The sequence below is a fragment of the Halobiforma lacisalsi AJ5 genome, from assembly GCF_000226975.2.
GTDB classification, from domain to species: domain Archaea; phylum Halobacteriota; class Halobacteria; order Halobacteriales; family Natrialbaceae; genus Natronobacterium; species Natronobacterium lacisalsi.
The window spans coordinates 2,044,102-2,066,116 of record NZ_CP019285.1 but is presented as its reverse complement, the minus strand read 5'-3'; the positions used below and the strand labels follow the sequence as shown (position 1 = coordinate 2,066,116).

22 protein-coding genes are annotated in these 22,015 nt (G+C 67.3%); 8 read left to right on the top strand and 14 right to left on the bottom strand.

Going from position 1 to position 22,015, the window contains the following annotated elements; translation table 11 throughout:
- Positions 1-2 precede the first annotated feature (2 nt).
- A complete protein-coding gene (locus CHINAEXTREME_RS09900) occupies positions 3-254 on the bottom strand; it encodes a hypothetical protein (protein WP_007143383.1) in 252 nt (83 codons plus the stop codon).
- A gap of 278 nt (positions 255-532) precedes the next feature.
- Between CHINAEXTREME_RS09900 and CHINAEXTREME_RS09895 the strand changes: the two genes are divergently transcribed.
- The 3 genes from CHINAEXTREME_RS09895 to CHINAEXTREME_RS09885 all read left to right on the top strand — a co-directional run bounded on the left by CHINAEXTREME_RS09895 (position 533) and on the right by CHINAEXTREME_RS09885 (position 3,477).
- Positions 533-1,771 carry an HD domain-containing protein gene (locus CHINAEXTREME_RS09895; RefSeq protein ID WP_007143382.1) on the top strand — a complete coding sequence of 413 codons (1,239 nt, stop codon included), beginning with the start codon at positions 533-535 and terminating at the stop codon, positions 1,769-1,771.
- A 104-nt stretch (positions 1,772-1,875) separates the two neighbouring features.
- Positions 1,876-2,898 (top strand): amidohydrolase family protein, encoded by a 1,023-nt coding sequence (locus CHINAEXTREME_RS09890; RefSeq protein ID WP_010546594.1) that lies wholly within the window; start codon positions 1,876-1,878, stop codon positions 2,896-2,898.
- Positions 2,899-3,003: 105 nt separating this feature from the next.
- Positions 3,004-3,477 (top strand): universal stress protein, encoded by a 474-nt coding sequence (locus tag CHINAEXTREME_RS09885; RefSeq protein WP_007143379.1) that lies wholly within the window; start codon positions 3,004-3,006, stop codon positions 3,475-3,477.
- Between the two features lie 59 nt (positions 3,478-3,536).
- Here CHINAEXTREME_RS09885 and CHINAEXTREME_RS09880 read toward each other — a convergent pair whose 3' ends face one another.
- From CHINAEXTREME_RS09880 to CHINAEXTREME_RS09860, 5 genes are all read right to left on the bottom strand, one after another.
- Positions 3,537-4,487 (bottom strand): biotin--[acetyl-CoA-carboxylase] ligase, encoded by a 951-nt coding sequence (locus tag CHINAEXTREME_RS09880; RefSeq protein WP_007143378.1) that lies wholly within the window; start codon positions 4,485-4,487, stop codon positions 3,537-3,539.
- 49 nt (positions 4,488-4,536) lie between these two features.
- Positions 4,537-5,037 (bottom strand): small multi-drug export protein, encoded by a 501-nt coding sequence (locus CHINAEXTREME_RS09875; RefSeq protein WP_007143377.1) that lies wholly within the window; start codon positions 5,035-5,037, stop codon positions 4,537-4,539.
- 127 nt (positions 5,038-5,164) lie between these two features.
- Complete coding sequence (locus CHINAEXTREME_RS09870; protein ID WP_007143376.1) at positions 5,165-6,145, bottom strand: tyrosine--tRNA ligase; 981 nt, start codon at positions 6,143-6,145, stop codon at positions 5,165-5,167.
- Between the two features lie 98 nt (positions 6,146-6,243).
- Entirely contained in the window at positions 6,244-6,441 is a 198-nt protein-coding gene (locus tag CHINAEXTREME_RS09865) for a hypothetical protein (protein WP_007143375.1), read from the bottom strand.
- A gap of 104 nt (positions 6,442-6,545) precedes the next feature.
- Positions 6,546-6,836 carry a HalOD1 output domain-containing protein gene (locus CHINAEXTREME_RS09860; RefSeq protein WP_007143374.1) on the bottom strand — a complete coding sequence of 97 codons (291 nt, stop codon included), beginning with the start codon at positions 6,834-6,836 and terminating at the stop codon, positions 6,546-6,548.
- Positions 6,837-7,030: 194 nt separating this feature from the next.
- Here CHINAEXTREME_RS09860 and CHINAEXTREME_RS09855 point away from each other — a divergent pair, with 194 nt between their 5' ends.
- On the top strand, positions 7,031-7,687 hold the full coding sequence (locus tag CHINAEXTREME_RS09855; protein WP_007143373.1) for a hypothetical protein: 657 nt from the start codon (positions 7,031-7,033) through the stop codon (positions 7,685-7,687).
- A gap of 34 nt (positions 7,688-7,721) precedes the next feature.
- Here the strand turns inward: CHINAEXTREME_RS09855 and CHINAEXTREME_RS09850 are convergent, their stop codons facing one another.
- From CHINAEXTREME_RS09850 to CHINAEXTREME_RS09840, 3 genes are all read right to left on the bottom strand, one after another.
- Positions 7,722-8,573 (bottom strand): SDR family oxidoreductase, encoded by an 852-nt coding sequence (locus CHINAEXTREME_RS09850; protein WP_007143372.1) that lies wholly within the window; start codon positions 8,571-8,573, stop codon positions 7,722-7,724.
- A gap of 312 nt (positions 8,574-8,885) precedes the next feature.
- On the bottom strand, positions 8,886-10,424 hold the full coding sequence (locus CHINAEXTREME_RS09845) for a sodium:solute symporter family transporter (RefSeq protein WP_007143371.1): 1,539 nt from the start codon (positions 10,422-10,424) through the stop codon (positions 8,886-8,888).
- 1 nt (position 10,425) lies between these two features.
- Complete coding sequence (locus CHINAEXTREME_RS09840) at positions 10,426-10,941, bottom strand: hypothetical protein (RefSeq protein WP_007143370.1); 516 nt, start codon at positions 10,939-10,941, stop codon at positions 10,426-10,428.
- A 431-nt stretch (positions 10,942-11,372) separates the two neighbouring features.
- On the opposite strand from CHINAEXTREME_RS09840, the gene CHINAEXTREME_RS09835 reads away from it, so the two are divergent.
- From CHINAEXTREME_RS09835 to CHINAEXTREME_RS09820, 4 genes are read left to right on the top strand one after another with little or no spacing between them, the layout of a single operon-like run.
- Positions 11,373-12,560 carry a thiolase domain-containing protein gene (locus CHINAEXTREME_RS09835; RefSeq protein WP_049918419.1) on the top strand — a complete coding sequence of 396 codons (1,188 nt, stop codon included), beginning with the start codon at positions 11,373-11,375 and terminating at the stop codon, positions 12,558-12,560.
- On the top strand, positions 12,557-12,973 hold the full coding sequence (locus tag CHINAEXTREME_RS09830) for a Zn-ribbon domain-containing OB-fold protein (protein WP_007143368.1): 417 nt from the start codon (positions 12,557-12,559) through the stop codon (positions 12,971-12,973). The genes CHINAEXTREME_RS09835 and CHINAEXTREME_RS09830 overlap by 4 nt, the downstream gene beginning before the upstream one ends.
- A complete protein-coding gene (locus CHINAEXTREME_RS09825) occupies positions 12,970-13,992 on the top strand; it encodes a CoA transferase subunit A (RefSeq protein WP_007143367.1) in 1,023 nt (340 codons plus the stop codon). Before CHINAEXTREME_RS09830 ends, CHINAEXTREME_RS09825 begins: the two co-directional genes overlap by 4 nt.
- A complete protein-coding gene (locus CHINAEXTREME_RS09820; RefSeq protein ID WP_007143366.1) occupies positions 13,989-14,765 on the top strand; it encodes a CoA-transferase subunit beta in 777 nt (258 codons plus the stop codon). The genes CHINAEXTREME_RS09825 and CHINAEXTREME_RS09820 overlap by 4 nt, the downstream gene beginning before the upstream one ends.
- Here the strand turns inward: CHINAEXTREME_RS09820 and CHINAEXTREME_RS09815 are convergent.
- The 5 genes from CHINAEXTREME_RS09815 to CHINAEXTREME_RS09795 all read right to left on the bottom strand — a co-directional run bounded on the left by CHINAEXTREME_RS09815 (position 14,755) and on the right by CHINAEXTREME_RS09795 (position 21,858).
- Positions 14,755-15,534 carry a helix-turn-helix domain-containing protein gene (locus tag CHINAEXTREME_RS09815; RefSeq protein ID WP_044961670.1) on the bottom strand — a complete coding sequence of 260 codons (780 nt, stop codon included), beginning with the start codon at positions 15,532-15,534 and terminating at the stop codon, positions 14,755-14,757. The two genes, CHINAEXTREME_RS09820 and CHINAEXTREME_RS09815, sit on opposite strands and share 11 nt — an antisense overlap.
- 172 nt (positions 15,535-15,706) lie before the next feature.
- On the bottom strand, positions 15,707-16,483 hold the full coding sequence (locus CHINAEXTREME_RS09810) for a 4-phosphopantoate--beta-alanine ligase (protein ID WP_007143364.1): 777 nt from the start codon (positions 16,481-16,483) through the stop codon (positions 15,707-15,709).
- 177 nt (positions 16,484-16,660) lie between these two features.
- Positions 16,661-19,582 carry a DUF1508 domain-containing protein gene (locus CHINAEXTREME_RS09805; protein ID WP_007143363.1) on the bottom strand — a complete coding sequence of 974 codons (2,922 nt, stop codon included), beginning with the start codon at positions 19,580-19,582 and terminating at the stop codon, positions 16,661-16,663.
- A gap of 316 nt (positions 19,583-19,898) precedes the next feature.
- Positions 19,899-20,732, bottom strand: coding sequence for a pantoate kinase (locus CHINAEXTREME_RS09800; RefSeq protein WP_007143362.1), 834 nt, complete (start codon positions 20,730-20,732; stop codon positions 19,899-19,901).
- 64 nt (positions 20,733-20,796) lie between these two features.
- A complete protein-coding gene (locus CHINAEXTREME_RS09795) occupies positions 20,797-21,858 on the bottom strand; it encodes a zinc-dependent alcohol dehydrogenase family protein (RefSeq protein ID WP_007143361.1) in 1,062 nt (353 codons plus the stop codon).
- Between the last annotated feature and the right edge of the window lie 157 nt (positions 21,859-22,015).

The window sequence follows — 22,015 nt, the reverse complement described above, 5'->3', positions numbered from 1 at the left end:
AACTACCCGGTGTCGTCGAGTTTGACGAGGGTGTGAATCTCGTCGTAGCGCGGACTCCCCTCGGCCGGCGGATTGCCGTCCAACTCGAGGTAGCCGGCTTCGATCCCGGTCACCTCGCCGGTCGTCTCGGGGTCGTCGCCCCCGGTGCGGTCCATCTCCCGGACCTCGACCACGTCACCGACCTCGACGTGATCGGCGACGAGTTCGGCGGCTCGCGTCCCGTCGGCGTCTGGCGGAATCGTCAGTTCGGTCATCGTCGGTACGACGACGGCCGTGCGGGTAAACGACCCCGCGTCAGGTGACGGGGCCTTTTGAGGGGCGGCTCACTCCTACTCCTCCCAGTGAGTCGAGATGTACAGCAGCGCGATCAGACAGAGGATGACGACGACGAACAGCGCGATCGTCAACAGCGGCGGTCCCGGAACGTCCATACCGACGGTTCGAAATCGTCCTCCTAAGCAGTATCGCTCTTCTGGCTCCACGGCACGTCGATTCGCCGACGTTTTTTGTACGGACCCGCCGAAAGCCCGGCATGAAAGTCATCAAGGACAGCGTCCACGACCACATCCAGGTTGACGGGGTCGCCCGCGCCCTCCTCGATACGCCCGCGCTCCAGCGCCTCCGCCGGATCCGCCAGCTCGGAACCGTCTCGCTCGTCTACCCTTCCGCGAACCACACCCGCTTCGAACACAGCATCGGCGTCTACCACCTCGCCTGCGAGGCCCTCGAGCAACTCGACGTCGACGGGAAACGCGCCGAGCGCGTCCAGGCCGCCGCGATGCTCCACGACGTCGGCCACGGCCCCTTCAGCCACAACCTCGAGTCGCTGACCTACCGGCGCACCGGCCGCTACCACGACGACGTCCACGACCTGCTGGCCGACGGCGAGGTCGGCGAGGTCCTCCGGGAGCACGACCTCGAGCCCGAGACGGTCGCCGATCTGGTCGCCGGCGAGGGTCGGTTCGGCCAGCTCGTCTCCGGCGAACTCGACGTCGACCGCATGGACTACCTGGTGCGTGACGCCCACCACACCGGCGTCCCCTACGGGACGATCGACCCCGGACGCATCCTGCGGGAACTCGTCTTCGTCGACGGCGAACTCGTCCTGGACGAGGGCAACGTCCAGGCCGCCGAGAGCCTGCTGGTTGCCCGCGCGCTGATGAACCCGACCGTCTACAGCCACAGCGTCGCCCGGATCAGCAAGGCGATGTTGCGCCGGGCGGCCGAACGACTGCTCGACGACCCCGAAACCGACGTCGACGCCGCCTCGCTCCAGCGGATGGACGACCCCGACCTGCTCGTCGCCCTGCGCTCGTGTGACGCAACGAGCGAGTTCTCCCGCCGGCTCGACGAGCGGGACCTGTTCAAGCGGGCCGTCTGGGCCGAAATCGACGCCGTCCCGGGTGGGGTCATCGAGGCCGACCACGACAAGATCCGGTCGTTCGAGCGCGAGATCGCCGACGCCGCGGACGTCGACGGCGAGGACGTCATCCTCGACGTGCCGAGCCGTCCGTCGATGAAGGAATCGACGTCCCGCGTGATGGTCAGCGGCGAGATCCGTCGCCTCGAGCAGCAGTCGCCGCTGGTCGAGGCGCTCCGGGCGGCCCAGTACTCCCAGTGGCGGCTCGGCGTTTACTCGCCGCCGAGCGTCCGCGAGCGGGTCGGCCAGGCCGCCGTGAAGGTGCTCGGCCTGGACATCGACGGCGCGCTGGTCAGCGAGGTCCGGAACGGCGACGACCTCGAGACGACGCTGGATCAGTTCGTGGACTGATCGCGACCCGTCGGTGCGATCCCGCGCTCGAGGAACCAATCCATCCCGCCTCTCTCACAGGCCGGAACCGGAGACGTTGAAGTGATCGCGTCCGAACGACGGGTATGGAACTCACCGGCACGATCCTCCGCGGGCGAACGTTCGAACCCGTCGAGGGACGAGTCGTCGTCGACGACGAGGGTCGAATCGAGGCTATCGAAGAGACGGCCGTCGAGAGTTCGGACATCGTTCTCCCGGCGTTCGTCAACGCCCACACCCACATCGGCGACTCGATCGCCAAGGAGGCCGGCCGCGGGCTCTCGCTCGAGGAACTGGTCGCACCCCCCGACGGCCTGAAACACCGGCTACTCCGTGACGCCTCGCAGGCGGAACTGGTCGAGGCAATGGGCACCCCGCTGCGATTTATGCACGAGAGCGGCACCGCGGCCTGCCTGGATTTCCGCGAGGGCGACGTGGCGGGGGTCCGCGCGCTGAAGGAAGCGGCCGACGGGACCGACGTCGACGCCCTCGCGTTCGCCCGCGGCTCCGTCGAGGCGATGGAGGAAGGCGACGGCTTCGGTGCGAGCGGGGCCAACGACGACGACTTCGAATACGAGCGCCGGGCGACCCGCGAGGCGGGCAAACCGTTCGGGATCCACGCCGGCGAGGTCGACGAGACCGACATCGACCCCGCGCTGGATCTCGAGCCGGACTTCCTCGTGCACATGGTCCACCCCGAACCCGATCACCTCGAGCGGGTCGCCGAGACCGAGGTGCCGATCGTCGTCTGTCCCCGGTCGAACCTCGTGACCGACGCCGGACTCCCGCCGGTCGAAGACCTCCACGAGCGGACGACGGTCGCGCTCGGTACCGACAACGTGATGCTCAACTCGCCGTCGATGTTCCGCGAGATGGAGTTCCTCGCCAAGTTCTCCGACCTCTCCGCGCCCGACGTGCTCCGGGCGGCGACCGTCAACGGGGCCGAGATCGCCGACCTCGAGTACGGGCTGATCGAGCCGGGACGGAAGGCGCGACTGACGGTCCTGGACGGCGAGACGCCGAACCTCGAGGGCGCGCGCGATCCGGTTCGTGCGGTCGTTCGGCGGGCCGGCGTCGACGACGTTCGCGAGGTCGTGACGGCCGGGTGACCGCCCCCGTTCTTTTCGCCTGCGGTTCCGCCGTCTGCGTCGGTTCGCGGCGAAACGCACGACAACGTTATTACAGTCGGAGGTAGTACGTTATCACATAACACGATGTACGACCGTATCCTCGTCCCGACGGACGGGTCCTCCGAGGTCGAGCGTGCGCTCGAGTACGGGTTCGACCTCGCCGAGGCCCACGACGCGACCGCCCGGGTGATCTACGTCGTCAACGCCGCCAACTACGGCGGCCTGCCGATGGAAACCGCCTGGGAGGGGATCAGCGACGCGCTCCGGGACGAGGGACGCGAGGCGGTCAGTCGCGCCCGGGAGCTCGCGCCCGAGGACCTCGCGGTCGAAACCGAGGTGCTCGAGGGCGCGCCGAGCCGGATCATCGTCGACCAGGCGTCGACCGGCGACTGCGACCTGATCGTGATGGGGACCCACGGCCGTGGTGGGATCGATCGGCTCCTGCTGGGCAGCGTCACCGAACGGGTCGTTCGCCGCGCACCGGTACCGGTGTTGACCGTCCACGTCGATCCCCAGGAGACGGACGAGGAACCGGAACGCAAGGTCGCAGCGGAGTGAGGCATCGCTCGGACCGTTTTTCGATCACGCTACCCCACAGAGCGGCGTCGATACCGCCGTCAAACCGGGCGCAGGTGTTCGCAGTCGCCCGCGGTCACCATCTCCCTGCGGTCGTCCGTTTCCACGACGAGCGCGCCGGTGTCGGTCACGTCGACTGCCTCGCCGACGACCTCCCCGCTCGGTCGGTCGACGCGAACCCGCTGACCGATCGTCAGCGCCAGGTCACGCCAGGCGGGTACGATCGAATCGAGGTCGGTCCGGAGGGCGTCGAACTCCTCGAGAAGCCGCTGGACGAACCGGCGACGGTCGACGTCGCCCGCCTCGTCGCGGATGCTGGTCGCGCCCGCCGGCAGGTCGTCGGCGTCGATGTTCGCGTTGACGCCGATGCCGACGACGAGCCACTCGATGCGGTCGGTTTCGCCCTCCATCTCGGTGAGGATGCCGGCGAGTTTTCGGTAGCCGGTATCGTCTCCGTCGTCTTCGTCGCCGGGGACCACCACGTCGTTCGGCCACTTGATCCCCGCGTCGACGCCCGCCTCGCGGGCCGCTCGAGCCGTCGCGACCGCCGCGGCGAGCGTAAAAAGCGGCGCACGGAGCGGCGCGATCCCCGGCCGGAGGACCGCGCTGGCCCAGACGCCGCCGGACGGCGCGGCCCACTCGCGCTCGAGTCGTCCCCGGCCGCCGGTCTGTTCGTCCGCGAGGACGACGACGTCCTCGGCTCCCTCGGTTGCGAGTTCTCGGGCGCGGTCGTTCGTGCTTCCGACAGCGTCGTGATACTCGACCTCGAAGGGGGCCTCGAGTCCGAACTCGACCGTCGGCCCGTCGTAGGCGGCGACGCCCTCGAACCGGTAGCCGGTCGGTTCGCTCTCGATCTCGAACCCCGCCTCCCGAAGTTCCTCGACGTGTTTCCAGATCGCGGCTCGAGAGACCCCGAGCGCGTCGGCGAGTTCCGGGCCCGAGACCGGGCCGGCGGAGAGTTCCTCGAGGATCGCGCGTCGCGTCTCGTTCATACGCGCTCGAGGGTACCGCTCGTACTTCAAGGTACACGGGTCCGCCGACTTACGAGATTCCGAGCACCGACAGCCCCGCGACCGAGGCTGCGACGAGGGCGCCCGTCCAGGCCGCGAGGCCGGCGACGAGCCACGCGATCGTCACCCGGTCGTCCGGACCGACGACGCTCGCCAGCAGCGCCGTGAGGTGAATGCCCGCGAGTATCGGTCCCGCCACGGCGAGGCCGGCGAGCCCGTACCGCTTCCAGACCCGCCGGGCCCGACCGTACCGGTCGCTCGCGTTCGTTACGTCGGTGCCGGTCTGCCGTCGCCACCACTCGGTGAGCCGGCTCCGGGCAAGGACGATTGCGACGACCGCAGCGACGCTGCCACCGAACGCAGCGACGCCGGTCAGAAACGGATCCAGCCCGAGACCGATCGCGACCGGAATCACGACGAAGGGTTCGACTGCGGGAACCATCGCGAGGGCGAACACGAGCAGGTACTGGGAGACGCCGGTCGTGCTCTCGAGCGTCGAGGCGACGTCGAGGAGGGTCGTCGTGGGGGTCATAGGAGACCGCCGTCCGTCGTCGACGGACGTGTTACTCGAGCGAAACGATCGGCGAGAATATAACGGTTTCCGTCCGGTCGCGCGACGCCGATCGCGGCACTATCGGGGCCTTGGGTTCGATCCCGGTTCAGTCCCGAATCTCACGCAACTTCTCGCGACCCGGCGCGATCAGGTCGTCGAGGTACGTCGCCAGCGTCCCCTTCGCGTCCGCTGGGTGGAGTTCGCCCGACTCGAGGTCCGCGGCCAGCGACTCGTACTCCTGGTAGGTGAGGTCGCCGCCGTACTTCTCGGGTCGCTCGACGACGATCTCGTCGAACCGCGGGAAGACGTGGTACTCGAACAGTTCGAGCACGGGGTTCTCGAGGTCGCCCTCGGGGTCGCGGGTCGGCGGACAGAACGCCGAGTTGACCTTCTCCTCGAGGTCCTCGGTCGAGTCCTCCATCGAGATGGTGACGCCCTCGCTCGAGGACATCTTCCCCTCGCCGGAGGTGAGGTCGGCGACGATCGGCGTATGCAAAGCGGGCCGGACGTCGTAGCCGAGTTCGGGCAGTTCCTCGCGGGCGAGCATGTGGACCTTCCGCTGGTCTAGGCCGCCGACGGCGAGGTCGAGGTCGAGGTACTCGATGTCGAGCGTCTGCATCAGCGGGTAGACGACGTGGCTCACCTTCGCGGTCTCGCCGCTCTGGATCTCGGCCATCGCGCGCTGGGCGCGGTTGAGCGTGGTCGAGAGCTCGAGTTCGTGCAGGTCGAGGGTGTACTCCTCGTCGAGCTGGAACTCGGAGCCGTAGACGAACTCCGTGTTTGCCTCGTCGAGGCCGTACGCAATAAACTGCGCCTTCATCTGCTCGGCAGTGTCGCGGATCTCCTCGAAGGTGCCCTTCCCGTTGAGGTATGCGTGGACGTCCGCCAGCAGGACGACGACCTCCATACCGGCCTCCTGGAGGTCGATGAGCTTGTTCGCGGTCAGTAGGTGTCCGAGGTGGAGTACGCCGGAGGGCTCGTAGCCGACGTAAACCCGCTTTCCGTCAGGATCGTCGGCCAGTTCCCGCACCTCCTCCTCCGTGACGACCTCCTCGGCGTTCCGGGTGATCAGGTCGTAGGTATCCATCACTGTCCGAGTGGTATCCACGGACGGATTTATGACTTCTTGAACGACGGTCGTATACCGGACGGTCACACGCCGCTTTGCTGTCGACCGCCGCGACGCTAGAAGGGCTTTAGCACCGATTCGACGCGGTCGCGGGCCGTCCCGGCGAGATACCCCGTCGCCGCGCCGACGCCGGCACCGACCGCGCCCCCGGCGGGACCGGCGACGCGGCCGACCTTGCCGCCGAGTTTCGCTCCCTCGGCCGCTCCCTTCGACGCGTGCTCCGACCGCAGACACGGTGGCTCGAGCGATGGCATCGGCTGCGGGTTCGAGCCTCGGTACAATAGTCGTTGGGGAGACCCAGCCGTGCCCCGATCACGGACCCGGAACATAAACCGGATCGGTCCGGAACCGGCCCAGATCAGGCCTCCGACCCCTGGAACACCGTCGTCGTCCCGTCCTGTTCGACGCGGATCCGGTACCCCAGATACGAGAACGTCACCGTCGCGTCGGCTTCCTCGGGCGGCGGCGAGGAGAACAGATCCCCGATCAACGAGTCGATGCAGTTGTAGATCGGAGAGACGTTCATCGGATCGGCCCCCTCGAGTTCGGCGACGATCTCGACGATCTGCGTCGCGGGGGTTTCCTGCTCGGTCTCGAGCCGTTGCTGTGCGACGATATCCTCGTCGACGGAGTCGATCGGCCCTGTCATCTATCGGATAGTCCCGGCGCGGCGCCGTAACCGTTGGACCAGCCGTTGCAGGCGACTTCGGTATAACGTAGCTACTGGCCGATCGAACCGGGTTCCTCGGCCGATCACGTCCGTCCCCCCAGCGTCCGCACGGCTGGGGGACTCGGAAACTGCTTGCCGAACGCTCTCGATCCCGCCTTGCCTACGACCGACGGATGGGCTACACCGACGACTTCGTCAATGCGGTGCGCCGGAGCTTCCTTCCCCAGCTCCACTACCTCTTTCGGGGTACCTTCGGCGGCTACGCGGTCAGCCACACTACCGCCGACGAATACGTGCTGACTGCCCACTGTACGGAAGACACCCTCGAGGACGTGCTCGACGAACTCGGCTTCTCGCGGAACCCGATCGCCTCGCTGAAGGTTCGACTGGACGGCAACACCTCCGAGGGGTCGTGGGTGTGGCGAGCGTCGCCCCTCGCTTCCAACCAGCTACACGTCGTCCTCCACGACCTCGAGGGTGCCGAGGGCGTCGACGTCTACGCCCACTGGGAGTGTTCCTGGATCCGCCACCCCTACAAACACTACGTCACGCGGGGGTACGACGCCGAGATCGGCGTCGCGCTCGCCCGACGCTGGCTCGTGAACCTCGACGGTGACGGGCTCGAGGCGGCCGACGGGATTGCATACGAGATCGACGATTCGCTCGCCCGACGCGTCAGCGAGTACCTGTCGTTGTCCTACTATCGCGGCATCGAGGCAGTCGGGTCGCTCCGGTCTCGAGTTCCGGTCCTCGAGGACTCGCAGGACACGCTCACGATCGATCGGGAAGACGAACGGGACGACGTATCGCCCCGGATCGCGGAGTTTTGAGCACCAGTCGCGTCCCGTTGCGGAGACAAGCGGGTTACTCGTAGGTGTGGGTGTAGCCGCCGTCCCACAGCAGGTCGTTCCCGTTGAGGTGGCGCGCGTTCTGGGAGAAGCCGAACGCGAAGAGGTTCCCGACCTCGACGGGTTCCATCATCTCCTTCGTGCGGGCCTGGCCGAGCATGACGTCCTCGACGACCTCGCGCTCGGTGATGCCGCGGCTCTCGGCGGTGTCTTCGATCTGGTTCATCACGAGCGGCGTCTTCACGTAGCCGGTACTGATCGAGAACGAGCGGTTCTGGCCCTCGCCCTCGGCGGCGATCGATCGCGTCAGGCCGCGGATCCCGAACTTCATCATGTTGTACGCGACCTTGTCGCGGGTGACGTAGTGGCCGTGGACGGAGGCCATGTTCCCGATCACGCCGCCGCCGGCCTCCTCCATGTGAGGTAGACAGAGCTTCGAGAGGTACAGCGGCCCGCGAAGCATCACCTGGTGCATCACGTCGTAGGTGTCCATCGGGAAGTCCTCGATGGCGTCGATGTGTTGTATCCCGGCGATGTTCGCGAGGAACCGGATATCGCCCAGTTCCGCCGCCTCTTCGACGACGGCCGCCATCTCGGCATCGTCGGTGAGGTCGCCCGGCAGCGCGTGGATCTCACCCTCGACGCCCAGTTCCTCGCCCTTCTCGACGGTCCCCTCGAGGCCGTCCTCGTCGACGTCGGTCGCGACCGTCGTCACCCCGTTTTCCGCGAGGACGATGGCCGTCGCCCGGCCGATCCCCGATGCGCCCCCGGTGACGATGGCCACGTTGTCGCCGGTAAATCGCTCGTCGCTGAATCGCTCGATGTCCGACCGCTCGAGTTCGGCCGGCGCTACGGTGTCTTCTGACATCGTCCGTGACTTCCATTGCTATCAGGATATATCTTATTATATCTAAAGCATCAGATCGTGGGGTCGTCCGACCCCATCGTAATCGAATCCGGCTTTAGACCGATTTTGTTCGGTTTCTGTGGCGCATTCGGACCGATAGTATAAATAAAAATACTTGTAATAGTAGGGACTAATAATGGGAAAACCCGAATGTGTTATAGTTCGGTTCGGCGCTCCTCCGCTAGATCTTCATGAACGCGACGATCAGGTTGATCAGCACCATCCCGACGAAGCCGATCAGCCAGAGTGGGAGTTCCATGCGTTGTCACCTCCTTACAGGTCGAACACCGGTTTGAGTCGCTCGGGCATGTTTTCGCCGCTCGCACCGTTCGTCACCAGCGAGACGGCGACCGTCACGACGATCGCTGCGACGATCGCGATGAAGTAGAAGTCCATCCCGATCGGGAACGAGTACCCGAGCTGGGTCGCGATCAGCAGGGCGACGTTCAGCAACACCGCCGTCGAGAGGCCGGCGACGACGCCCTCCCTGCTGCAGTCCTTCCAGAGGAGTCCGATCACGACCGCGGGGAAGGTCCCGCTGACGAAGGTTCCCCAGCCGAAGGTGCCGAGGATCGCCACGAGGTGCCCCCCGTAGAGGCCGAACAGGACCGAGAGAACGCCGACGACCAGCGTCGTGATTCGGCCGACCCACGTCTCGCGGGACTGGCTCAGATCCCAGTCGAACATCCGGACGAAGTCCCGGGCGATCGCACCCGAGGCCACCGACAGGAAGAAACCGGCCGTGGACATGATCGCCGCGACCAGTCCCGCGTAGATGATCAACTGGATGCCGATGTGGAGTTGCTCGACGAACTGGAGCGCGGCGAAGTCGGGGTCGGCCATCGGCGCGACCGTTCCGTCGGCGACCATCTCCAGCGCCGCGAAGCCGATCAGCAGCCACAGGAGGCTGCCGACCGCGTAGGTGATTCCGCTGATGAGCCCGACGGTACGGAGCCCCTCGGGGTCGTCGATCGAGTACATCCGCTGGAGGACCTGGGGCTGACCCACGACGCCGACCGAGAAGACGATGGGCCAGATGAGCAACAGGCCGGGCGCGGACGCTTTCGCGAGCCCGAAGCCGTCCAGCATCTGCGGCGTGAACGCCTTCACGATGTCGCCGTTGGACACCTCGCCGGCCTCGGCGACGGTCATGGTCACTTCCGTCATCCCGCCGGCGACCTGGAAGAACCCGACGACCGCGCCGGCCGCACCGATAAGCATCACCGCGCCGGTGTAGGCGCCGGACAGCTGAGCGGCCGCCATCCCGCCGAAGGCGATGTAGAGGATGATCGCGCCGAAGACGGTCCAGACGGCGACCTCCATGCTCACGCCGAGCAGTACGGAGAGGACGTAGCCGCCGCCGGCCACCTGCGAGGCCAGATAGGAGATACACGCGATAAAGAGGATCAGCGCGAGCAGTCCGCGCGCGGCCGGGCTCTGGAACCGTTCGTCGACGATGTCCGGCAGCGTCCCGATGTCGGCAGCGTCGGCCATCCCGCGGACGCGCTTGCCGACCATCCAGTAGGCCATCGCGAAGCCGAGCCCCGCCGCGAAGGTCATGTACAGCGAGGACGTCCCCATCTGGTAGACCAGGCCGGGTCCGCCGATGAACCCGAACGCCGACATGATCCCCGACATACTCGCGAGCGTGATCACTGCCGCCCCGAACAGCTTCGTCGCGCCGTAGTACTCGTCGGGGTCGGAGATCAGCCGTTCGGCCCACAGCCCCACGAGGACCGTCGAGATCACGAACAGGATCACGAACGCCGTCTGGACGACCTGTACCCCCTCGAGCCACGATGCGAGTGTCACGTCAGTTCACCTCCGTCGCTTCCGCTACCGGTTCGGACGCCGACTCCGACGCCGCGGTCTCTTCGTCTTCGATCGCCTCGAGTTCGGCGAGGAACTCGTCCCAGGCCCCGTCAGGCAGGAAGTGTTCGCGGTAGAAGAGGCCGTAGGCGAGGTTGACGCTCATGAACCCGCCGATCCAGTACAGCCAGAAGACCGCCGCGAACGACGGGTGCATTCCGGTAATCAGGAACTCGGGGGTCTGGCCCATGAAGGCCTCGCTGTAGTACTGGGCCCCGCCGAAGCCGGCGAGTCCGAGTACGGTGAACACCCCGAGCGGGTACACCAGAAGCTTCAGGCTGATCTCGTGGTCGTGGGCCGCACCCACGACGAAGTACGGGTGGAACACGAAGACGGTTACGAGCAGTGCTTCGAACCAGTACCCTGCCACCCCCAGCAGGAGCGAGCCGAGCCACAGGGCCGCTCCCGCGACCATGAGATGAGTGACGTAGGGTTCGACGTCGATTTTCCTGTCTAACATGTATATTCTCGCGTCTGGATCGATCGGTCGAGGTGTGGTCGGCGACGGCCGGTTTCCCGACGCGACCGCCAAGCCTCGGCCTCGATCGTTCCGGATCGATCACTCGGTATTAGTAGATGCCGTGGCGACCGGGTAAACGGCCGGGTTTAGGCGTAAACCTCGAGTAGCGGCGTCGAAAACCGCGATCCCCGTCGACGGATCGCCCGGATCGTCGCCGACGCCCCTCGAGGCAGTGCCGGACGAGACCGTTGCGACCGGCCGCCGAAACGATTTTGGATCCGCTCAATCGAATGGTAGTTGCCAGCACGGTACGAGGTCTCCCACCACACAGTAGGGAGCGAATATGGTCGTCTTACGTCGTTCAGCGCCCGGCTCTCGAGGATTACATGTCAACCCGCCGTTTTTCCACCGTCTACTGCCACGATACACGTATGAGAGACGTATTGATAGCCGGCGTCGGCGCGACCGACTTCGGCGAGCACCCCGACAGAACCGGTCGGGACCTGTTCGCCGAGGCGCGGTCACTGGCGCTCGAGCGAAGTGCCGTTCCGCCCGACGAGGTGGCCGCCCTCTACTACGGGAACTTCATGGGCGAGACTGCCGAGGGTCAGAGCCATCAGGCACCGCTGATGGCCGAGGGGCTCGGCTCGTCGGGACTCGAGGCGACCCGCATCGAGAACGCCTGTGCGTCGGGCGGCTACGCGGTCGCCGAAGGGGTCAGGGCGATCCGCAGCGGGGCGGCCGACGTCGTACTCGTGGGCGGCATGGAGCGGATGACTACCCTCGGCACCGAGGGAACGACGGCCTCGCTTGCCCGGGCCGCCGACGAACTGTACGAGATTAGCGCCGGGATGACCTTCCCTGGCGCGTACGGCCTGCTCGCGGACGCCTATCTGGACCGCCACGACGGCACGCGGGAGGACCTGGCCCACGTCGCGGTCAAGAACCACGCGAACGCGACGACCAACCCGAAGGCCCAGTACAGACGGGAGATCACGGTCGAGGACGCCCTCGAGGCACCCACGGTCGCCTCCCCGCTCGGACTGTACGACGCCTGCCCGATCACCGACGGGGCCGGCGCGGCGGTCCTCGTCTCACCGGAGTACGCCGACACCGCCGGCCTCGAGCCGAAGGCGGTCGTGACGGGATCGGGCCGGGGAACCGACGCGCTCCCCCTGCAGGGCCGTGACGACCTGACCCGAACGCCTGCGGCCGAGGCGGCGGCTGAGACCGCCTACGAACAGGCGGGGATCGGCCCCGGCGACGTCGACTTCGCGGAGGTCCACGACTGCTTTACGATCGCCGAAGTCCTCGCGCTCGAGGCGCTCGGCCTGTACGAACACGGCGAGGCGATCGATGCCGCCCGCGACGGCGAAACCACTCGCGACGGCTCGATCCCGGTCAACCTCTCGGGCGGGCTGAAGGCCAAGGGCCATCCGGTCGGCGCGACCGGCGTTTCCCAGCTCGTCGAGGCGACGAAGCTGCTCGCCGGCACGCACCCGAACGCCGATGCGGTACCCGAGGCGTCGACGGCCGTCACCCACAACGCGGGCGGGACGGTCGCCACCGCGGCGGTCCACGTGCTCGAGGCGGTCGACGTCGAGGAGGTGGGAGCATGAGCGAAGGCGACGCCGCCTCGCGAGTCAGTTACGACGAGTGGCTCGACGCCCTCGCCGACGGCGACGGGTTCTACCTGCGAAACGGCGAGGACGAGGCGACGGTCCCGCCGGCCCCGGGCCGCGGCGGCCTCGAGCGCGAACCGCTCCCCGGGACGGGGACGATCGAAGCGGTGAGCACGATCCACGTCCCGCATCCCGACTTCGGCGACGACGCGCCGTACGCGATCGCGGTGGCGTCGTTCGGCCCGGTCCGGCTGACCGGCCAGGTTCGCGGCGTCGATCCCGAGGCATCCGACCTCGAGCGCGGGCTCGCGGTGGAGCCGACGGTGGTATCGAAAGGCGAGAACGAGGACCACACCGAATCGCGGTTCGTCGGGTTCATTCCCGTCGAAGCGAACCCATCAGAACGATGAACGTACACGCAGAAGGCGACGGCGAACTCGTCGGGTGGGAACACCCGGACGAGGTCCGACGGTGGAACAGGGAGAACCGAACGCGCGCCTACGAGGACAAGCGCATGAGCGCCGCCGAGGCGGTCGAGCGCTACGTCGACGACGGCGACGTCGTCGCGAGCGGCGGCTTCGGCCACGTCCGCATCTCGACGCCGGTCCTCCACGAGATCGTCCGCCAGGGTATCGAGGACCTCACGCTCATGGGCAAGACCACGGTCTTCGACGCCGACCTGCTGATCGCGGCCGGCGCGGTCTCGCGGGTCGAGAACGCCTACTGTTTCGCCCACGAGACCCGCGGCCTCGCGCCAGCCGGCCGTCGGAAGGTCGAGAACGGCGAGGTCGAGGTCGTCTCCGAGGCCAGCAACGCGACGCTCCAGTGGCGGTTCCTCGCCGCGAAGATGGGCGTCCCGTTCGTCCCGACGCGGATCCTCAACGGGACGGACACGTTCGAGAAGAGTTCCGCGAAGGTCGTCGAGGACCCCTGGAGCGGCGACCCGGTCACGCTCGTGCCGGCCTGTTACCCCGACGCTGTCTGTATCCACGTCGACAAGGCCGATAAGTACGGCAACGCCGTCATCGAGGGCATCAGCGTCGAGGACCCGCAACTGGCGGGCGCGGCCAAGCGACTCATCGTCACCGCCGAGGAGATCGTCGACGACGACGAACTCCGCGACCGGCCGAAGGACGTCGAGATCCCGTTCTTCCAGGTCGACGCGGTCGTCGAAGCACCGTACGGCAGCCACCCCGGCGAGATGCCCTACCACTACTACTTCGACGACGACCACCTCGAGGAGTGGATGGAACTCACCGAGACCGAGGAGGGCACCCAGGAGTACCTCGAGACGTACGTCACCGGCACCGACGAGTTCGAGGAGTACCTCGAGGCGGTCGGCGGCGCGGAACGGCTGGCCGAACTCGAGGCGATCGAGAACTACGAGCGTCCGGAGTCGGGCGGTCCGGAGGGAGGTGATCACGCATGAGCGACGCTGCCGAGGGCGAGGAGTACACGCCAACCGAACTGCTGACGACGGTCGCGTCGACCCTGATCGAGGACGAGAGCACGGTCATCGTCGGCACCGGAATGCCGATGCTCGCGGCGATGCTGGCCCAGAAGACTCACGCGCCGGACGCGACGATGATCTACGAGGCGGGCGGCATCGGGCCCGACGCGCCCGAACTTCCCGTCTCGGTCGGCGACGAGCGGACGTTCCACCGCGGCGTGAAAGCCGCCGGCATGCACGACGTGATGTCGTACATGCAGGCCGGCTTCGTCGACTACGGCTTCCTCGGCGCGGCCCAGATCGACAAGTACGGCAACCTGAACTCGACCGTCATCGGCGACTGGGAGGAGCCCGCGGTCCGGTTCCCTGGTAGCGGCGGGGCGAACGACATCGGCTCGCTCGCGAACTCGACTATCGTCGCGATGCGCCAGGACGACCAGAGCTTCGTCGACGAACTGGACTTCCGGACGACGCCGGGCTACCTCGACGGTCCCGGCGCCCGCGAGGAAGCCGGCCTCCCCGCCGACACGGGTCCGCAGAACGTCATCACCCAGTACGGCGTCTACGGCTTCGACGAGGACACCCGCGAGATGGAACTCGAACTCCTCCACCCGGGCGTCGACGTGGAAACGGTCCAGGAAAACAGTAGTTTCGAGATCACGGTCGGGGACTACGAGCGAAGCCCCGAACCCACCGCGGAACAGCTCCGCCTCCTCCGCGAGGAGATCGACCCCCGGGGCGTCATTCGCTGATCGGCTCTGGATCCCGCGACTCGTCGCTGCCGCCGCTGACCCGCGGGCCTTCCTCGAGGTCCAGTTGCGCCTCGACGTCGTTGATGACCCGCACGAGTTCCGTGAGAACCTTCCGCTGGCTCCGCCGGAGATTCTTCGAGGCCCCCATCTTCGAGATGTCGAACTCGTCGGCCAGCCCCTCGAGATTGGTCTGCCGGGGCGTCGAGAAGTAGCCCTTCTCGACGGCGGCCTCGAGGGTCGCCCGCTCGGTGTCGGTGAGACCCTGCAGCGCCGACAGCAGGGCACACAGCGAGTCCACGTTCTGCATGACGTCGAAGAACTCGTCGATGTGGATCGAGTCGTCGTTTTTCACCGTGAACTCGTTGTTCCGGTCGAGTTCGGCGAGCGCGTCGTCGGCCTGTTCGCCCCTGTCGAAGCCGACGTTCCAGAGTTCGCTCCCGTTACGGATGACGAACGGCCCCGTCACGTAGCCGTCGTTGTGCAGGATCGTTCGCATCGCGTCGGTCTCGTCGATCCGGGACCGCAGCACGGCCGTGTTCTCCTTTCGCGCGAGCAGATCGTAGTCCCGCAACATCTGGTACTCCCCGAGCGTCTCGAGTCCCCCGCTTAGCTCCTCGCGGCTCTCCCCGATCACCATGAGCCGCGTCTCGAGCGTTCGGTCCGCGTGGTTGAAGTCCCAGTGTTGGGCGTGAAAGGCGACGTCGTGTTCCCGGGTCGTCCGGATGTACGGACAGTCGTACTGGACCATGTCCAGTTTAAGAGACTTCATAGTATCCCCTCCCCCGGAGATAGCCGACTACACACTTTTTTAGATTGTGGATCGTGGCGGAATATAATTCCTTCGCGAACAGCTTATAAAATTAGCACGTAGGCAGAGACACCGATAGATCGAGACCGCTCCCGGACGTTGCGGGGACCGTCCGCGTACCACCCTGTGTTGGTCACAGGCCGTTTCGAATCCGCTCCTCTGCCGCCTCGAGCGCGTGGTCCGGGTCGAACTCCTCGACGATCTCCCAGAGACGGTCCTCGTCGGCGTCGGCCAGGTCCCGCGCGTGTGCGGTCACGTTCGGGATCGCCCGAATGATGTTGTCGACGATCGGCACGTCCGCGACCTGCGGCGACCGCGAGAGCGGGTTGAGGTCGACGACGATCTCGGTCTTGCCCATCTCCTCTAGGGCCTCCGCGCGGTCGCCGTCCTCGAGAGGGACGAGCACGACGTCGGCCGCGTAAATGCCTTCCTCGTCGACTTTCGCGCGCTGGTGGTCGAGGTTGGGAATTCGGGCATCGGCCTCGAGCCCCTTCACGTCCTCGGCACCGTGGTCGCGCAGGTGGTCGGCGATCGCCTCCATCCGCTCCGGCGTGCGATTGAACAGGTTCACCTCGAGGTCGGCGTCGACGGCCTCGGCGAGGTCGACCATCTCGCCGGGGACCAGCGCCGCGACGTTGCCGTTGATCGAGAGCACGGGACGGTCGGCGAGGAGGAGGTGGGCGGCCGCCGCCCGTTCCGCCTCGTCCGCCGTCGGGATCGTCTCCTCGCCGAGCAGGTAGTCGAACGCGCTGCCCCGTCCCTCCGCGTGCATCCCCTGGAGGTGGGTGATGCCCTTCTCGACGCCCTCCTCGATCCGATGGCGCGTGAGCAGGTCCTGGTATCTCGGGTGGTCCTCCGGGATCTCCTCCTCGTCGTCGACGTCGGCCGAGACGGTGTCGTAGTCGGTCACGATCGATCACTGGAGACGGGTGATAAAAAGCCGAACGGTCTCTCCGACGCCGCCGAACGGATCGACGACTCGAGGCCAGAGCGGTCCGCGGACATCGAAAAAATCGTCACGTCAGTGCGCCGCCGATCGTGCGACGGTCGGTCGATCGACGGGCTTCGATCCCCGCCGGGGGGCCGATCACTCCGTGAACGTAATCCAGCCGTCCGGCGCGTGAGACTTCACTGCGTTCATCGCTTCGCGGGCCTCGGTGCGGTTCTCGTAGGTCTGGGTGCTCTCGGCCATCGTCGAGCCGAACTCGTCGACCAGCCGCCACACCCAGCCGTCCTCGTCGGTGTGGAGTTCGAACGAGACGCTGTCGATCTCGAGGATGCTCGCGTTCTCGATCAGGTCGCGAGCGTCGTCGAGCGCGGCGCGTGCGGCCTCGCTCGAGTCGTACGCCTCGGTCCCGGTCGCGACCGGCGTGCCGTCCTCGTCGATGAGCCGCCAGCGCCAGCGGTCGTCCTCGTCGGCGACGAGTTCGAACGAGGCGACGTCGAAGTCGACCCGGCCGGCCATCGGGGCGAGTTGACGGATCTCGTCGACCCGCTCGAGGGCCGCGTCCTTCTCGTCCGCCCCGGTTTCCCCGCTCGCGAGGACCGTCCGTTCCTCGTCGACGAGGTCCCAGCGCCAGCCGTCCTCGCCTTCCTCGAGGCGGATCGCCGCGTCCTCGATGGTGAAGATCGGCGCGTCAACGGCGTGGTCGCGCCACTCGTCGACGTGGTCGATCGCCGCCTCGCGGTCGTCGTACGCGACCGCGCCGTCGGCGATCTCCTCGCGGTCGCGGTCGAGCAGCCGCCACGCCCAGTCGCCGTTGCGGTAGAGCTGGATCGTCGCGTCGCCGATCGTCGACCGGCGAGCCTGGGTGGCTCCGCGCCGAATCGAGTCCAGGTCGTCGACGAGCGCGTCCCGGGTCGGGTAGGAGCCGTCGTCGACCGCGACGACGTCGCCGGACGGCAGGACGAACCGCCAGTGCCAGTCCTCGGCGACGTACGTCTGGAACGCCGCACGATCCATCGTCCGCACGTCGGAGTCGAGGTGCTCGAGCAGCCGGTTCATCGCCTGACGAGCGGCACCGCGGGTCGGGTGGGTCGCGGGGTCCTCCGCGACCAGCTTCCCGGCCTCGTCGATGAGCCGCCAGCCCCACTCGTCGTCCTCGTTGACGAACAGCTCGAAGGCTGCCGTTTCGATCTCGAGGAGTTCGGCGTCGGGGGCCTGCTCTTTCAGCGTCATCATCGCCTCGGCGGCCTCGCTACGGGAGGTGTGTTCCTCGCCGCTGTCGGCCAGGACGTTGCCGTCCTCGTCGATCAGCCGCCACCGCCACTCGCCGGAGTCGGCCTCGTAGACTTGGAAGGCCGCGTGTTCGAACTCGATCAGGTCGGCCTCGCTTGCCTGCTCGCGGACGCGTTCGATCGCGTCGGAAGCGGCGTCCGCGTCGGGGTGGGGCTCGGTGCTCGCGGCGACGACCTCGCGGTCCTCGGTCACGAGCCGCCAGTGCCAGTCCCGGTCGTCGTCTTCGCCGCCGTCCTCGCCCTCCTCGAACGTGACGGCCGTTCCGCCGTCGGTGGCTGCAGCCTCCTCGAAGGGGGCCGGGAGGTCGCCATCGGCGTCTCCGTCGGTGTCGTCGCTGGCGGTAGCGTCAGCGGACGGATAGACCTCGTACTCCGCGTCCTCGATCTCGACGACGTCGGCTTCGGTAGCGTTCTCGCCGAACTGCTCGGTCTGCCACTCGCTCCGGCCGTGCTCCGCCTCGCCCTCGGGACTGCGAGCGACGATGTCCTCGCCCTCGTCGACGAGCCGCCAGTGCCACTCCTCGCCGGATTCGTACAGTTCGTAGGTCGGCTCGCCGGCGACCGTGACCGACGCCGACTCGAGGGCCGGCAGCAGCGCCTCGGCGGCCTCCTCGGCGTCGCGGCGCGTGTCGTAGGCGGCGACGGCGTCGGCGACGACGTCGTCCGCGTCGTCGACGAACCGCCAGGTCCAGTCCCCGTCCACCTCGTAGAGTTCGACCCCGAGATGCCCGACGTCGAGCAGCCGGGCGTCCTCGAACCGCTCGGCGAAGGTCCGGGCCGCGCTCTCGGCCTCGTCCTTGTCCCTGTAGCCATCGTCGTGTCCCGCAAGCGGCGTGTGGTCGTCGTCGACCAGTTGCCAGTACCACTGGCCGCGGTCCTCCGAGTAGGTAAACGCCGCCCCCTCGATCTCGATGACGTCGGCCTCCGGGCCGCGATCCTTCAGGAAGCTCACCGACTCCTCCGCGCCGTCCCGCTGGTCGAACTCGAGCCCGCAGTCGGCGACGACGCTCCCGTCGTCACGTGCGAGCGTCCATTGCCAGGTGCCGTCGCGGTCCTCGTAGAGCCGGAACGCCGAAGTCGTCAGCTCCATCAGCCCCGCAGAGCTGATCTGGGACTTGACCCGCTCGATTCCCTCGCGGGCCTCCGGGCGCGTGACGGCGCTCTTGTCGCTCGTGGCGAGTGCCTCCCGGTGGAGCACGTTCCACTTCCAGTCGCCGTTCTCGTTCCTGAAGACGGCGAACTGCGCGTCCTCGAGCGCATTGCCGGTGAGAATCGGTGGATCTTCCGTCGTCCCCTCTTCTTCGACGAACATCCCTTTCTGCCCCGTAAACACCGGAACGAGGGCTGCGACACCTGTGATGATGGCGATACCGGCCGCGTATATCGAGATCACTTCGACGTCGAGCCCCCGCCCGAGATGCCGCCAGTCGTCGGGGTAGACGACCCCGAACGCCGCGACGCCGACCAGCGAAACGAGCAACCCGACGACGCTCGCCTGAATCCCCCGTCGTCGTACCGGGAGCATCAACCCGATCCCGAACAGACAGAACGCGAGTCCGGCCGATGCCGCGACCCCCGAGATACGGATCATCATCTCCTCGGCGATGTTGCCACCGTAGCCGACGATGAAGCCGACGATACCCGCGGCCCCGATGATGTAACCGAGAATGAACAGCCAGTAGCCGTATACGTCCTTCCCCGAGTCCGGTTCCCCAACGTAGTGTTCGTAAAGCCTGTATAGGCTCTGATGAATTTCGCCTGCGACTGACATTCGTAATCTCGGGCGCATAACTCTGACGTAATATAATAAAGCTTCGGCCATAGATACGATGAATTATATGTCTTCGGAGACGCATTTGCCCTCGGGATCCCCGCAGACGGTAGCGTTCGACCGCCGTCCCGACGGAACCTCCAGACCGGACGGATCGGGTATCCACGCGGCCGATTACGGGTCGGCGAGCGTAATACCCGACCGGTCGAAAGCTGAAATTCGACCTTCCCAGCGAAAAATCAACCCGGGTACCGCCGAACCGTACGGCGATTCCGGCGGCCGCTCGAGACAGTGTAAGACGGCTGGTAGGTGAGGACTACTTGAGTACCGCGCCTGCAGGGTGGGTCGCACAGACCGAAGGCTCGTACCCTGCGTCCGAGAGGCCGGTCCCGAGCGCGAAGACGGTCTCGCCGAGCATGGCCATCGACGCCTGGCCGTCCGCCGCGGCGACCTCGGCGATCGTCTCCGCGACGCGGTCAGTAAGGAGGCCGGCCTCCCGAGCGAACAGCCGCGACGCGTACATGAACGAGAGCAGGGTCGGCTCCTCGACGACCCGGGAGAGCGCGTTCCGGCCTGCCTCGGTCAGCCGGTCGGTGTCGCCCGAGAGCACGTCGGCCGTCGAGAGTTCGCCGAACGAGAGGTACTCGACGCGCGCTCGAGCGGGGATCGAGTCGAGTTTATTGTCCTGGGGACCGCCGGGCTCGAGGCGGACCGGGATCCCGCCGTGGGCCTGGGCGACGACGTCGCCGAGTCCGGTCCCGGCTTTCACCTCGGCACCGTGAGCGATCGTCACCAGTTCGTTCGTCGAGAGCGTCCGCTCGAACACGCGGTTCGCGGCCAGCGCCGTCCCGAGCGCCATCGCTCCCGAGATGCCGAAGCCGGCCCCCAGCGGCAGATCGGATTCAGCCTCGACGCGGGCCGGCGCGTCGAGCGTCTCGAGGACCGTCCGAACCGGCTCGACCTCGATCTCGTCGCCGTCCAGGACGACGGTCGGCTCGCTCGCGGTCGTGGGCTCGACCGTCACCTCGACGCCGTCCGTCAGGGTGAGTCCGGCACCGCGGGAGCCCGCCTTCGTCGGATCGTCGTGGGGATGGGCGCTGAAAAACCCCGTAATGTGGCCGGGGACGAACGCTGTCGCCTCGTCGCGCATTACCCCGGCGTTTCGGCCCGAACGGTAAAACGTTGAAGATTTCAGCCCCTGTGCCGGTTCGGGGTCACAACTCGGTGACGACTTCGATCCCGCGGGTATCGTAGCTGGTCATCGCGGCGAGGCGATCCGACACGTCCGCGAGGGCGACCTCCCGAGTGACCAGCCGGGCGGGCTCGAGTCGGCCCGCGTCGATCAACCCGAGCAGTTCGTCGTACCTCGAGGGCGGCATCCCCCGCGAGCCGACGAAGGAGACGTCCCAGCGGGTGAGTTCGTCGATCGGCAGCGACACCTCGCCGCGCTCGGCGTCGGTCGTCAGCCCGACCTGGACGTGGGTCCCGCGCGGGCGGAGACAGCCGAGGCTGTTGCGACAGGTTTCGGCCCGTCCGAGCGCGTCGACGGAGACGTGAGCGCCGCCGTCGGTCGCGCCCTCGATGACCGCGGGAACGTCGTCGGTCCGGTCCGCGCGAACCGTCTTCTCAGCGCCCAGGTCGGCCGCCATCGAGAGCGGTTCGTCCCGCACGTCGACGGCGACGACGCGCCCCCCGAGCGCGGCGGCGATCTGTACCGCGGCGAGCCCGAGGCCGCCACAGCCGTGGACCGCGACCCAGTCGCCGGCCCCGACATCGGCCCGGTGGGCCAGCCCGTGGAAGGCCGTCACGTACCGGCAGCCGAGCGCGGCCGCCTCCGTCGCGGAGACGCCGTCCGGGAGCGTCGTGAGGTTGTAGTCGGCGTGGGGGACGTGGACCCGCTCGGCGAACGCGCCCGGGACCTCGGGCTCGAAGCCCAGCGCGTACCCGTCCGTACAGACGTTCCCGTGGCCGTTGCGACAGTACCGACAGGAGCCCTCGCCGAGGTTGAACGGGACTGCCACCCGGTCGCCGGCCTCGAGCGAGTCGACGCGGTCGCCCGTACGGACGACGCGACCAGCGGGTTCGTGACCGAGGATCTGCCCGATCGGCACGCGGTCGTCGGCCCACTCGCCGTGGCCCTGCCAGGCGTGCCAGTCGCTCCGGCAGATCCCGCAGGCCTCGACCTCGACGACGACCCCCTGTGGGTCGAGGGCGGGGTCGTCGACCGACTCGATCGACAGCGGTTCGCCGTAGGCCTCGAGGACTGCAGCGCGCATACCTCGAGATCGGTCGACCCCGAGTTAAGCCTGACCGTCGGGACCGACTCTTTCGGGCCGGTACCGCGGGACGCGTCGGGATCGAGTGTCCGCAGCGTTCACCGTCGTCGAACTCTCGTCAGTCGATGAATGTCAGGGAAGCGTATTTGTAGCCGAT

Excerpts from the sequence above, each read along its gene's own strand:
- CHINAEXTREME_RS09890 (WP_010546594.1), top strand. The coding sequence starts at position 1,876 with ATGGAACTCACCGGCACGATCCTCCGCGGGCGAACGTTCGAACCCGTC.
- CHINAEXTREME_RS09815 (WP_044961670.1), bottom strand. The coding sequence starts at position 15,534 with ATGAAGTCTCTTAAACTGGACATGGTCCAGTACGACTGTCCGTACATC.
- CHINAEXTREME_RS09840 (WP_007143370.1), bottom strand. The coding sequence starts at position 10,941 with ATGTTAGACAGGAAAATCGACGTCGAACCCTACGTCACTCATCTCATG.
- CHINAEXTREME_RS09795 (WP_007143361.1), bottom strand. The coding sequence starts at position 21,858 with ATGCGCGCTGCAGTCCTCGAGGCCTACGGCGAACCGCTGTCGATCGAG.
- CHINAEXTREME_RS09875 (WP_007143377.1), bottom strand. The coding sequence starts at position 5,037 with ATGACCCCCACGACGACCCTCCTCGACGTCGCCTCGACGCTCGAGAGC.
- CHINAEXTREME_RS09835 (WP_049918419.1), top strand. The coding sequence starts at position 11,373 with ATGAGAGACGTATTGATAGCCGGCGTCGGCGCGACCGACTTCGGCGAG.
- CHINAEXTREME_RS09825 (WP_007143367.1), top strand. The coding sequence starts at position 12,970 with ATGAACGTACACGCAGAAGGCGACGGCGAACTCGTCGGGTGGGAACAC.
- CHINAEXTREME_RS09865 (WP_007143375.1), bottom strand. The coding sequence starts at position 6,441 with ATGCCATCGCTCGAGCCACCGTGTCTGCGGTCGGAGCACGCGTCGAAG.
- CHINAEXTREME_RS09855 (WP_007143373.1), top strand. The coding sequence starts at position 7,031 with ATGGGCTACACCGACGACTTCGTCAATGCGGTGCGCCGGAGCTTCCTT.
- CHINAEXTREME_RS09900 (WP_007143383.1), bottom strand. The coding sequence starts at position 254 with ATGACCGAACTGACGATTCCGCCAGACGCCGACGGGACGCGAGCCGCC.
- CHINAEXTREME_RS09830 (WP_007143368.1), top strand. The coding sequence starts at position 12,557 with ATGAGCGAAGGCGACGCCGCCTCGCGAGTCAGTTACGACGAGTGGCTC.
- CHINAEXTREME_RS09850 (WP_007143372.1), bottom strand. The coding sequence starts at position 8,573 with ATGTCAGAAGACACCGTAGCGCCGGCCGAACTCGAGCGGTCGGACATC.
- CHINAEXTREME_RS09895 (WP_007143382.1), top strand. The coding sequence starts at position 533 with ATGAAAGTCATCAAGGACAGCGTCCACGACCACATCCAGGTTGACGGG.
- CHINAEXTREME_RS09805 (WP_007143363.1), bottom strand. The coding sequence starts at position 19,582 with ATGTCAGTCGCAGGCGAAATTCATCAGAGCCTATACAGGCTTTACGAA.
- CHINAEXTREME_RS09870 (WP_007143376.1), bottom strand. The coding sequence starts at position 6,145 with ATGGATACCTACGACCTGATCACCCGGAACGCCGAGGAGGTCGTCACG.
- CHINAEXTREME_RS09885 (WP_007143379.1), top strand. The coding sequence starts at position 3,004 with ATGTACGACCGTATCCTCGTCCCGACGGACGGGTCCTCCGAGGTCGAG.
- CHINAEXTREME_RS09800 (WP_007143362.1), bottom strand. The coding sequence starts at position 20,732 with ATGCGCGACGAGGCGACAGCGTTCGTCCCCGGCCACATTACGGGGTTT.
- CHINAEXTREME_RS09860 (WP_007143374.1), bottom strand. The coding sequence starts at position 6,836 with ATGACAGGGCCGATCGACTCCGTCGACGAGGATATCGTCGCACAGCAA.
- CHINAEXTREME_RS09820 (WP_007143366.1), top strand. The coding sequence starts at position 13,989 with ATGAGCGACGCTGCCGAGGGCGAGGAGTACACGCCAACCGAACTGCTG.
- CHINAEXTREME_RS09880 (WP_007143378.1), bottom strand. The coding sequence starts at position 4,487 with ATGAACGAGACGCGACGCGCGATCCTCGAGGAACTCTCCGCCGGCCCG.